8 protein-coding genes are annotated in these 11,889 nt (G+C 55.7%); 3 read left to right on the top strand and 5 right to left on the bottom strand.

Annotation, left to right across the window (positions count from 1 at the left end):
• Positions 1-12: 12 nt before the first annotated feature.
• Positions 13-1,530, bottom strand: coding sequence for an arabinose isomerase (locus tag ACFPOF_RS19240; RefSeq protein WP_378135567.1), 1,518 nt, complete (start codon positions 1,528-1,530; stop codon positions 13-15).
• A gap of 129 nt (positions 1,531-1,659) precedes the next feature.
• On the opposite strand from ACFPOF_RS19240, the gene ACFPOF_RS19235 reads away from it, so the two are divergent.
• Positions 1,660-2,538, top strand: coding sequence for a helix-turn-helix domain-containing protein (locus ACFPOF_RS19235; RefSeq protein WP_378135565.1), 879 nt, complete (start codon positions 1,660-1,662; stop codon positions 2,536-2,538).
• Between the two features lie 417 nt (positions 2,539-2,955).
• Complete coding sequence (locus ACFPOF_RS19230; RefSeq protein ID WP_378135563.1) at positions 2,956-3,108, top strand: hypothetical protein; 153 nt, start codon at positions 2,956-2,958, stop codon at positions 3,106-3,108.
• A gap of 7 nt (positions 3,109-3,115) precedes the next feature.
• On the opposite strand, the gene ACFPOF_RS19225 is transcribed toward ACFPOF_RS19230, so the two are convergent.
• From ACFPOF_RS19225 to ACFPOF_RS19215, 3 genes are read right to left on the bottom strand one after another with little or no spacing between them, the layout of a single operon-like run.
• On the bottom strand, positions 3,116-3,808 hold the full coding sequence (locus ACFPOF_RS19225) for an LrgB family protein (protein ID WP_378135561.1): 693 nt from the start codon (positions 3,806-3,808) through the stop codon (positions 3,116-3,118).
• Positions 3,795-4,148: a CidA/LrgA family protein gene (locus ACFPOF_RS19220; RefSeq protein WP_378135559.1), complete on the bottom strand. Its 354-nt coding sequence runs from the start codon at positions 4,146-4,148 to the stop codon at positions 3,795-3,797. The genes ACFPOF_RS19225 and ACFPOF_RS19220 overlap by 14 nt, the downstream gene beginning before the upstream one ends.
• 22 nt (positions 4,149-4,170) lie before the next feature.
• Positions 4,171-4,542, bottom strand: coding sequence for a winged helix-turn-helix transcriptional regulator (locus tag ACFPOF_RS19215; RefSeq protein ID WP_378135557.1), 372 nt, complete (start codon positions 4,540-4,542; stop codon positions 4,171-4,173).
• A 462-nt stretch (positions 4,543-5,004) separates the two neighbouring features.
• Between ACFPOF_RS19215 and ACFPOF_RS19210 the strand changes: the two genes are divergently transcribed.
• Complete coding sequence (locus tag ACFPOF_RS19210; RefSeq protein WP_378135555.1) at positions 5,005-5,154, top strand: hypothetical protein; 150 nt, start codon at positions 5,005-5,007, stop codon at positions 5,152-5,154.
• 184 nt (positions 5,155-5,338) lie between these two features.
• Here ACFPOF_RS19210 and ACFPOF_RS19205 read toward each other — a convergent pair whose 3' ends face one another.
• Positions 5,339-11,857 carry a discoidin domain-containing protein gene (locus tag ACFPOF_RS19205; protein ID WP_378135553.1) on the bottom strand — a complete coding sequence of 2,173 codons (6,519 nt, stop codon included), beginning with the start codon at positions 11,855-11,857 and terminating at the stop codon, positions 5,339-5,341.
• Positions 11,858-11,889 lie beyond the last annotated feature (32 nt).

The raw sequence follows: 11,889 nt of genomic DNA, 5'->3' as shown, positions 1-11,889 counted from the left end.
CCGCTTTCGTTCTTATCTTTCTCCTATCGTAACATAATTCAATTCCATTAATTCTCCGACCTTGGCGAACAAAGAGCCGTTGTGCCCGATCGACATCGCGCAATGATGCGTCGGCGCCTCGGCGAACCACTTGGCCATGTAGTCGTCCGGATGCATCCTGAACTTCACCGGCGTCTGCGTGTTGCCGATGCGCATGATCGGTCCGTCTGTCGATTCCGCCTCGCTGATGATCAGCTTCAGCTTCCCGTCCCCGGTCTGCGTCACGTTCAGCGTCGTGATCGGGCCCGTTTTCACCTTCGCCTCGACGGACACGCCCGTGCCTTGCTTGCCGTGGTAAAGTCCCATCCCGCGGAGAACCGGCTGACCCTCGGAGATGGCGATATGGAACGGACCGTCATGACCGAGTAAAATCGTCCCGTCGACATAGTCCGTGACGACGATTTCGCAGAAGCTGCCGCCCGTGCCGAGGATATCGCAAATTTTCATCGCGACCGCCGTCTTCAGATCGCCTTCGCCCGAGCAAGGGATGCCTCGCGCCGTAAGCAGCGAGTGTCCGACGATAAAGCCGCCTTGCAGCTTCTCGTATTCCCCGCCAGGAGCGCCGTGATAATAGTAGCTGAGCGCGTCGAGGTCGTACTCGCGAACGAGCCTCTCTTGCGCCGCCGCCACCCTGCACGACCAATCGAGCTGTTCGTCGGTCGGCTTGCGCGCGATCGGATCGGAAGGCGAGTCTCCGCTGATCCGGAACATGCCATGAATCTCTTCGAGCTTTTGCTTAACCTCTTGCGGCGTCACGTCTCTCAGCATCCGGTCAAGATCGCACATTTCCAGCACTTCGACGTGCAGGCCGGTTTGCGCTTGAATCATCGTAAAATCGCTGTACATGTCGAGCATGCCGCTGTACGTGTTGCCAAGGAAACCGAACCGGCTCGTTCGCAGCGTGCGGGACACGGAAGCGGCGCGAATCCATTCCTCGATTTCCCTCCAGGCCCGGATCGCTTCCGGCCTGTCGTTCGTCTTCTCGTTCGTAAGCGATATCGCAGGCGTATAATCCAGGCCCAGCATGCCGTTCACGACGCGAAACGGAATGCGCGCGCGATTGAACACGTTCGCGAACTCCGGCACCGGACACGCGCCGCAATGGGCGAGCCATTCGCCCGTCGTCGTCCGCTCGTAGTCGATCCGATCGGCTGGCTGCAGATTCAGAAACACGACCGGGGCCTTGCACGCCTGATGCACCGGAAGCACGGTCGAGCTCGTCGAATAGGTCGCCGCGTGGCAGAACACCAAGTCGACGTTGTTCGCGTTCAGCCACTCCCCGGCTTTCCGGCCTTCCGCCTCGGTATCGACGAGACCGTAATTGAATACCTCCGCCCATTGCATTTTTTTCTCGATAAAATTGCCGTACTCGATCAACCGCTCCCGAAGCCCCGGAAACTGCTCCCAATAAGCTTGAAGGCCAACGCTGTATAAGCCGATTCTCGCCTTGCGGTAAGGTTTGATCGGATCGAGATTCGTCGGATTCGTCATGTTTACCACCTCTTCGTTCTATGGAATAATGGTTCTATGCTTCGATTGTAAATGCTTTCAATCCGGAAGACATCCAATGATCTTGGTTGAAAATCATAGAATCTTGCATAGCGAGGAGGGCGGCTGCGAGTGCGAAAATATCGGGAGAAAGCGTCCTACGATTGGTCGGACGATTCGGTGAGGATCATGGCGACGCCTTCCGCGTTCGCGAAATCGTCGCTTTATTACGCGCAGGAGGCGGGGGTGTTCCGGGCCCGTTCTTCGTACTACACCGAGCGCGAAAATCTGGACTCCTACTTGGTCGTGTATTCGGCGGGCGGATCGGGTACTCTCGTGTACGGGGACCGATCCTATCGGTTGTCGCCGGGTCAGATCTTCTATATTGACTGCCGAAAATACCAGTATTACCGCACCGAATCGGAAGAGCCCTGGGAGATCGTGTGGCTCCATTTCGACGGCAGCTCGTCGCGGGCTTATTACGACCGTTTCGCGACGGAGGGCAGTCCCGTACTGACGCTGGCTGAGGGCTCGCGCATCCCGGAATTGCTGATAGAGCTCGTGGAGCTGCATCGCATGCGCACGATCGAAACCGAGCTTCGCGGCTCGCGGCTGATCGTCGACGTGCTGACGGAGCTGCTGCTCGCGGTCCAGCAACGGGACACGCCGGAGGTCGGCATCCCGTCCGTCGTGCGGGACGTCATCCGCTTGTACGACCGCAGGTTCGCCGAAAAGTTGACGCTGGACGACGTATCGGCCGCGTTCGCCGTTGATAAATACGCCTTGTCGAAGGCGTTTAAGCGTTATACCGGATTTTCGCCGAACGAGTATCTCATCAACGTGCGAATCACCCGGGCGAAGGAACGGCTGCGCTATTCCGACATGCCCGTCGCGGAAATCGCCGCCGACGTCGGCATCGACAACGTCAGCCACTTCATCAACTTGTTCCGCGAGCGAGAATCCTGTACGCCACTCGTCTACCGCAAGCGGTGGCGGGAGCAGCGCATGTGAAAAAAGCCGAAGTCTCGGGAGGCGCGAGATTCCGGCTTGCGGGTCAAACCCAGTTACAGCTTCGCACTCTACGCTTCTGCATGCTGCAGTCAGGCCAAACCCAGTTACACCTTCGCACTCTACGTTTCTTCGTCCTACAGTCAGGTCAAACCCAGTTACAGCTTCGCAATCAGGGATTCATCACACCGTAGTCAGGTCAAACCTGATTGCGGATTCGCATCTTCCCTCGGCATATACTGGCTCGCGGCTGCAATGACGCGAGGAATCTAGTTGATTCCCACATAAAAACCGCCGCGAACGCCAAGCCGAAAGCTTGTGTGGCGACGGGTTAAGCGAAACGTCCGCGTTCGTGCATAAAGCGCGTACCTTTTGCGAATAATTTTTCGGAAATCAATCCCATTGCAAGGAGACTGACCGATGACCGAAAACAATCAATTTCTCGATCCGCCGATCAAACCCCAAGACCGCAGCGACGAGCCGGACGTTCGCTCGGAATCCGTAAACGAGAGCGAAATGCTCGGAAACGTCGAAAAGCAGGCTGAAGGCTATAAGTCGATATGCCGGGAATGACCGGTCGTTAGAGCCACCATTGAACCGGGATGCATAGTATCGGCGTAATGATGCTCGACAAGCTCATCGCAAAGCCGCTGATGCCACCCTGCGCCACCGATTCCCGAATCAGCCGCGCCGTCCCGATTCCGTGTGAAGCGGTGCCTACAGCCGTGCCGATGCCGATGTCGCTTCTCACTCGCGCGAAACGCAAAAACGCTGGGCCCAGCATGCTGCCGAGCAGGCCAGTCAACACGGCGAAAACGCCGCCGAGCTCCGGCGTGCCGCCCAGTTGGCGGGCAAGCTCGATTGCGATCGGCGACGTTGCCGACTTCGGCAGCATGGACAGCAGCGTGTCGCGCGACGCGCCCAGCACCAACGTCAGCAGGTAGACGGCCAGCATGCCGCTGGCCGAACCGACCGTCACGCCGACGATTACCGCGCGCACTTTGCCTTTCAGCCGCTTCATCGATTCGTAGAGCGGCACCGCCAAAGCAACGGTCGCCGGGCCGAGAAAGAAGCCGACAATATCTCCGCCCGCCTTATAGTCCGCATATGGAATACCGGTCAACGCCAAGAAGACGATCATTCCACCCGCGGTCAAGAACAGCGGATGCAACCAAGTCCAGCGTCTGTTGAGCAGTTGCGCGATCGCATAGAACCCGACCGTCAAAGCAACGCCGAACAATGGCGACGACACCATCAGATCAAGCTTCGTCATCCCGTCGCCCCTCTTTCGCCAGCCGCGTCGTCATCCAACCGGTTACGAGCAACACGACGAACGCGCTGCCGGCCAAACTCGCCGTCACCGCGACCCACTCCTCGCCAAGCCTGTCCGCGAAAACGAGTACGCCGACGATCGTCGGCGCGAAAAAAATCATCATGTGCCGAAGCAAAAAACGGGCGGGCTGCTCGATCCATTCGAGCTTTACCCACCCTCTTGTCAAACTGACGAACAATAAAATCAGGCCAATGACGTTTGCTGGCAACGGCATGCCAAGAAACTCATGGATACCGTAACCTAGCAGCTCGTAACCGAATAATATGGCAAGCCCAAGCATGCGGGAATCTCCTCTCCGTCAATCACCCATTCGCCTGATCGAACACTTTCCTTGCTTCGAGCACGCTGTCGTAATGCGCATCGGTCCATCGGTGAAGCACCCTCATCGGCTCGATCAGCGACTTCCCAAGCTCGGTCAGCGCATACTCTACCGTGGGAGGCACCGTCGGATAGACGAAGCGCTCGACCAGACCATCGCGTTCCAGTTGACGCAACGTCTGCGTGAGCATTTTCTGGGTCACGCCTTCCACCCGCCGCTTCAAGTCGCTGTATCTTTTCTTCTCTTCTTCAAGCTCATAGAAGACAAGGACAGTCCATTTGCTCGATACGACTTCGAGCGCACGGCGATAATGGCAAGGCGATTCCGTTTCGACGACGATTTCGAACTCATTCATAAGTTAATTCCCCCAACAGTAAAAATAGAAATTCGATCCATTTATTTTATCATATGCACGGTTCCCTTCGACACCTCTCCGCGTCTCGCGACTATTGCGTTTTTTCAGCCCCCTGACACTCCCTAGAGAGGTAAAAAGGGCGCGTAATTTACAAATGAATGATGAATTGGAACTCGTGAGAAACGTGAAATCTTGTCCGCACGAGCGCAATCATTACATGTTTCCAGCACTCAATTCTGACGCCATCCAAAAGGAACTTCGACGGATTTGGAGGTTACGCCGTTTTCTGAAAAATGCAATCGTTGTTCGCGGATAAAATTGCGTGAGCGGAAAACGAGAAAAACCCTTGGGGGAGGTTGGCTTTGACCCAAGGGTACTTCTTACATTTTCCGAACGATATGGTATTCACCGAAGCTTCAAAACGATCGGATTCTCTTCGCCGACAATATCGGGTTGGGCAAGATGAATGTTTCTTCCGGAGATCCGGAACGTTTGGTCGTTACTGCTTGCTTTTGCGGCAGCCTCCAAGCTTCCGAGGAAATGTGCGGACAGACCGACGCGTACTCTTACCGCTACTTGGAGCAATTGGAGCGGTTGACGGCGCCGGAATAGTGTATAAAAGGGCACGTAGATGTTCCCCACGGCATGAGACCGCTCATCCATCAACAATCCATCCGTCCGGCCCCGGGAGAAACGCGCGACAACAAAAAAGCACCTGCAAGCAAGGCCTGTTCAGGCCATCGCTTACGGGTGCTTTCGACGTAAATTGAAGTGTTGATTCGGTTATTCGGGATCGCTACTCCCTCAAGAGCAAGCCGTAAAGCACTTGGGCAGCCTGCGCCCTCGTTAGGGCTGTTTGCGGATCGAGACTTGTCCCCGTGCCCCGTACGATACCCGTTTCCACAAACAATCCGGCGGCGGTTCTGGCATAATCCGCAACGGCTACCGCATCCTTGAAGCTTTCAAGCGCGGCCCCGCTCGTACCTGTCGGCAGCTCGCCCAATTTGTCCAACGCCCGGTACAGAACGACCATCATGTCCTGGCGGCTTATGAAAGCTTCCGGCGCGAAGAGGTTATCGCCCGTTCCGGATATAAGTTCAAGGCGTTTAGCCGTTCCCAGATACGGGGTGTAGTACTTGTTTCCGGCATCGGTAAAATTACCTGATGAAGCCGCATCGGCTCCAATTCCATAGGCATTCATTACCATGATCAGGAAGTCGGCTCGGCTGACGTTGCGGTCGGGAGCAAATCGTTCACCACCCACCCCTTTGATAAGATCTCTGGCCGACAGGAACCCTATGGCTTCATTGTACCAGGCTTTTTCTGCCACATCCCTGAAAATGACTTCGTTATAGCCTATGGCAAACACCGAAAAATGCCCGGTCTTGAAACTGACGACTCCCGCAAGATCGTCATATTTGCCTTTGATGATGCGAAGCTTGCCGGCATCGTCGATAGAGTAGACAATGATGGCGTGCTTCTTCTCGCCGGTCTTAAGCGGATAGGGGATGCTGAGAACCGCGCTGCCACTGCCCCAATCGGCCAACTTCTTACCGCCCGCCGTAACGGAGAACCCATAAACGGGACGGTCTCCGATCTTCGTCCGATTCTCTGACGATAATGCGCTTTTCTCCATCTTGGAGAGGCCGATACTGACGTTCCCGGCATTACCGGCGCTGTTGATCGCAGCAACGGCCTTGGCGTCGAAGGTAATCGTTCCGATGCCAGCATTTACCTTTAAGGACCTCACAATCTCGGCCACCGATCGGAAGGAGTCCCTTGGGACTTCCATTGTCACCGCATTGGCCTGTTCCGCGCCTTCGACTTTGATTTCGATATCCACCTGCAATCCTTCGGCTTTGAGGGCCTTCGCCTTGTCGATCAGAGCCTTAATCAGACTTTCGCTTATCTGGACCTCGGTTCTTCCGGTTGCCGGATCGACCGTTGCTTTAACGGTAACAGACACGGTCGCGGCAGTCCCTTTCTGAGTAACGGCAGGCTCCTGCTCAGAAGTCGAAGGCGGCGAAGTTGGCGTTGTCGGACCGCCGTTCGTCGGCGGGTTGCCCATGTCGATTTTGCCCGTACCGTCGGTCGGCTCGCTCACATAATCGGGCGATATCTCCGGCTCAGGGATGTTATAGACCGTTGCATGAATTGCAGTCGAAGCCGAAAGCCCGCTAACACGAATAAATTTGGCGGCAGTGGCGGGAATCATGGCCTGGATGCTGCTGCTCTTGCTGCCTATCGCCTTGTACACTAGAGACCAATCTTGGCCGTTAGGTGAAACCTCGATGGTGAAGCTCTTTTCCTCCGAATTGTCATCGAAATCCAGTTTGATTCCGTTGAGTTGCCGTTCGGCTCCCAAGTCCAGCAAGCCCTCGGACGAAAGTGGGCCTGACGCGACCGTTTCGACATTCTGCTCGATTTTGATCAGATCCAGAATCCCGCGGTCGAACTTGTCGTCGGGCAGTTCGAACCGCACATAACGTTGCGTTGCTCCTCCAGGTATCGAGTAAGCAAGACGGGTCGCTTCCCTACCGTCCAAGTCCGCAAGCGCCGTCCATACCGAACCATCGTTTGAAACGCTCAATAACGCTCTTTCCGGAAGCAGCTTCCGTTCATTCAAGTCGTCGAAAGCAAGCCATCCCGAATTTGTGTCTGTGCTGCCGTCCACCGCTTCAAAATAAACCTTGGAGCCGGCGTGACCTGTCGCATCGATCGTCAACATTTTGAAGTTTGCGTCATCGGGAGGAGCGACTCTTCCGATCTCGCTGCCGTTCTCCTCTACCAGACGGTAATAATTGTTCCCGTTATCGCCAAATCCGGCAGCGAGGAATCGAATAAAGCCCGATTCGAGCGTAAATGGTGCACTTGTTATCGTGCCGACGGAACCCGCGCCGCCGTCATAAGAGTCCACCCATTTCGAGCCCCGCGCTCCCGTTGCGCCCGGATGCTGTGCGGATCCGGAAGGAGCGCTGCCGAACGCTCCGGTTGGCGTCCAGGACGAATAGCTGCCGTTCTCGAAGTTGAAGTTGTCTTCTTGAGCGATGCTGTCCAGCGCCATCCAGGCGTAGCCGCCTCCGGAATCCCCGTCGACCATGCGAAAGCGGACCGTCTGTCCAATCAGATCCGAGACGTCCCAGAACCGTTTAATGAATTGGTTCAAGGGCTGGGATTCCATGCCGGGCGGCGTGGCGATGCGAAGACGCTCACCGTCTTGACCGATCAACTCATAGTCGTTTTTAGGCGGATTCCAACCGTTTTGTCCATTCCAACCAGCGACGAGGAAGGTCAAAAGCGGTTTTTCGATGACGAATTCCTTCGAGGTTAACGTTCCTGTCGCACTCTCTCCGTTTACCAAAGAATCCGCCCAGTATTTGCCGTTGTCCGTACCGAGCGGCCGGCCCGCCTTCTGCGAACTCGGCTCGGCAGGGAAGGCGTTCCCGTTGCGCTCCCAGCCGTCATAAGTTCCGGATTCGAACGACCAATAAGGATCCTCGGTATGATCTTTGTTGTTGTAGCCGAACAGATTTCCGAAAGACAGCCAACCGTCATTCGAGCTGTCAATCCCGTCGTCAGCTTCGAAATACACTTGTCGGCCTTTCAAATTCGATACGTCCCATGCCGTTTGATTTACGCTCCCGTCGTCCGATGGGTAGGCGGTGCGAAGCACTGTCCCGTCTACCGCCTTCAAGTAGAAAGCATTGAATCCCGTTGATTCGGCTGCGCCGTCGAACGGCTCGCCCGTCAGCCTGATGTCGTCGACCGCAAGCCAATCGAAGCCGCCGCCGTACTGTGCCGCTTCCTGCTCGCCGACCGCGTCTACCATTTCGAAATAAACTTCCTGTCCGGCATAAGCCGATACGTCCCAGGCATAATCCTTGAACTTGTCGCTGTCGCCAACTCGGTTCTCGGGCGCCTGCTCAATCAGCACCCGGCCGGTTGCCGCATCCTTTAGATAATACCGGTTATTCAGCGAGTACGGCCAAGGCCCGCTCCCGTAAGATGTGCCATTCCAGCCGGCGCCTTTGAACGTCAGCGTAGGCCGATCGATGACGAAGTTTTTGGTTTGGAGCCGGCCTTTCAGCTGTCCGCCTATCGACGAAGCGGCATAATGCCCGTTCCAATTGCCGACCCATCCGGCCCCGCCGGTTGCCGGAGCGCTGCCGAACACGTTTGTATCGATATAAGCGAGCTCGCTCCAGTCGCCGGTCTCGAAACCGGCAATAAGCTTGGGTTCCGTAGCCGGCGGCGGACCTTGGGAGACGACGCCTTTATACCCTGCGGAGCGAAACGCCAGCACGTCATCCGTTATCGTGAACAGGTTGCTCGTCATTTTGCCCAGCGCATCAGCTCCGCCCGCAGACGAATTCGCCATAAATTCGCCGTTTGCCGCTTGCAAAGGGGCATTGCCGAAAGCCGGCCCGAAGGTTTTCCAACCGTTTCCGTAACTCCCATTATCGAAGGATATTCCCTGTATCCGATGTTCCCCGTCCAGCGCAATCGTTTTGATGTTATAGCTGTTGCCCAAATCCATTGTAATGACTTGTTTGCCGTCGACCTCCTCGATGGTGCCGGATCCGGAGACTGCACCCTGCGGACTAGGAATGTAAATGAACGCTTTTCCCGGCTTGAAGGTATAGTTGATCATGCTGTCTTTTTCCCAATTGAGATCGATGACCGCATCGACATTGTCCAGAGACGGGGCATGCTTGATGACCAGCACGTCACTCGCGCTTGCGTTGTCGTTTCTCGCCACCTCGATGACTCTTTTGCCGCTGTAAGCGTCTTTGCCGGCATCAACGACATGGAATTTGTCCGGATCAAAAGTAACTGTACGTTGGATGCCGCGTGAATCCGAGTAATCGGAAAGCAGGCGGCTCATGAACGCGTCCTTGAACATCGCATTGTTGGCGATGGGAAGTGTGCTGAACAGCACGCTGCCCTTGCCGACCTTCAGCTCGGACATGATGACATTGCCGTCCTCATCCTCCAGCACGGGAACCGCTCCGGGCACCAGCCGCTTGAACGCTTTCCCCTGCGCGCCACCTTCCAGACTTACGTTAACCGTCTGGCCTGCCGAGAGAGATTTGAGCCACGCCGGCGCTCCGGCCGAAACCTTGACGGTTGTGCCCACCCGATCGGTCGCCTCGGCTCCGCCCGACATTCCCATCATCCATGAGCTTACATCGTCGCTGCCCGTCACGCGCTGCGTATCCAGATTCAGACGGTAGTTGAAGCTGTCCTTGCCAAAGCTGACGAATGCTCCTCCCTTGTTTACCCAATCCTTGATTTGCGCTTCCGCCTTGTCGGAGGTCAACGTTACGTCCATGTTCGGACTGATGAAAACTTTATAGTTTTTGAGCGCGCCGTCCTCGATGGGGAAGTCGTCGAGCAGATCGGGCGAATCGAGATAATGCGTCCAACTCGCGAAAGCCGAGCCGTACCAGGAAATGCCGTGATCGGCATCGAAAATAAAATTGTGATCGTTGCGGTCGTACCCTTTACGGAACAGATTGGCGTACCACGGGTTGAAGACGAGTACGTCAGACCCGTCGGGCTTCGGATTGATCTCCTTCATTTTTTTCGCGTTGTCTTTGGTATACCGGTACAAATCGTTGCCCTTATAATCGCCATTCGGGTCCCAGGTGCCCGAAGAGCTGTTGAACTCGCTATAATCCCAGCCGAGGGCGGAATGCGCCAGCGTGCCGGCGCCGCGGCTCAAGAAGTTGAAGGCATTGTCGGCTTGCTCTTTCTCGAAGGGCTGTGCCGTATCGTCCATCGTGCCCTGCAGGCCATAAAATTTCGCGGTTGCGGTGTACTGGGCGACGCCATACGGCGCATCCAGATTGCTGTTGCCCAAAATCACGTTGCCGTATTTGCTGAAATCGCGCGCAATCTTGCCCATACTTTCACCGGTTTCCATCGGCGCGCTCTGATACCCGCCGTCTACCTCCACCGTAATGAGCTTGTCCGTGACCGAGCGCATGGCGGTCATATAGTCGTTGGTATACTTATCCATATATTCGATCTTCCAGAACATCAGATCGGCCCATTCCGGCCTGTTGTCCACTGCGCTCGTATTCGTCCGGTTGGGCAGGGGAGAATGGATCTCGTCGAAGTCGGCGTATTGTTTGCCCCAGGCTTCGTTCAATTTTTCAATTGTCGTATATTTATTCGCCAGCCAATTTCTGAAATTGTTCTGCGCGCTGTCGCTGTATACGGCAAGGAGTTCCGGGTTGCTCCCCGAAAAATACTCGATACCGCCGTACCAGCCCGGACCGAGGATGGAAAACATCCGGATATACGGATTGCTGTCGAAGTGCCGCATCGTCTGCTTGGCGACCTCGATGACAGAACGATTGTTTGTATCGTTGAAAAAATCTCTAAACTCGACTTTTCTGCCTGATTCATCGATTACGTCGGAATAGAAGTCGGGAAAAGCGCGTTGGGTAAACCCTTGAAATCCTAACCAAATATCGAGCCCTTTGTCGATAAATCGATTCAAGAAGTTATCCGCATAGCTCCATGAATAGTGGCTAGGGTCGCTTACATAAGCAACTGCGTCCTGATCGGATATGCCGTTCGGAAATGCGGCATCGTCGATCAGCTCCGGCATGATGTTAATGCCGGGGCTCCCCGGATCGGCAATGCTGACGCACAGGTTGGCCAACTGCTGATCCTGCTCTCGCAGCGAGTCGAAGCCTTTGTCGCCGAAATTTTTCATGTCCGGAAAACACGATAAAATGCCTACGCGGTGCGGAAGAATGTCCGGATAGACGGTGATCTCGTTAATTGCGCTGTCAGCGCCGAAGCTGTCAGTGATGGATAGCCGGACGTATCGGGCGTTCACGGCGTCCCAGGCACTGAACAACGTTCTGCTGCTCTGGACGCTTTTCGACGCTACGGTGCGAAAATGGGAACCGTCGTCGGATGTTTGAATCTCGTACGATTTCGGCCCTTCGCTCGAGGTAACGGCTGCTTCCAGCGCGCCTACGCGGACAGAACGACCGAAGTCGAGCATGATCCATTGCGGGGAGCCGGCCGTCGGCTTGGCAGCGGGCTCCCAACTGTCGGCATCGACATTGTATATGCTGTTCTGAACTTTCTCCGGCTCGTGTCCGGGCTTGCTGGAGGAGGCGGTAATCGCAGTTGCGGTTATCCGCACATCCGTCGCACCTGCTGCACCCGCTGCCGATGCCGTATTAGGGGGAGCGGAGAACAGAGGCGGATTGACGGCCAAGGCTGCCGCCAACAATACCGCAAAAGCCCCTTTACTTAATGCCCCTCTCTTTTTCAGTTGCCTTGTTGCCATAATCTACCCATTCCTTTCGCTGTGCGTTTGGC

The sequence above is a fragment of the Cohnella soli genome (genome assembly GCF_042655525.1).
GTDB classification, from domain to species: Bacteria; Bacillota; Bacilli; order Paenibacillales; family Paenibacillaceae; genus Cohnella; species Cohnella soli.
This window is presented reverse-complemented; position numbering and strand designations above follow the sequence as displayed.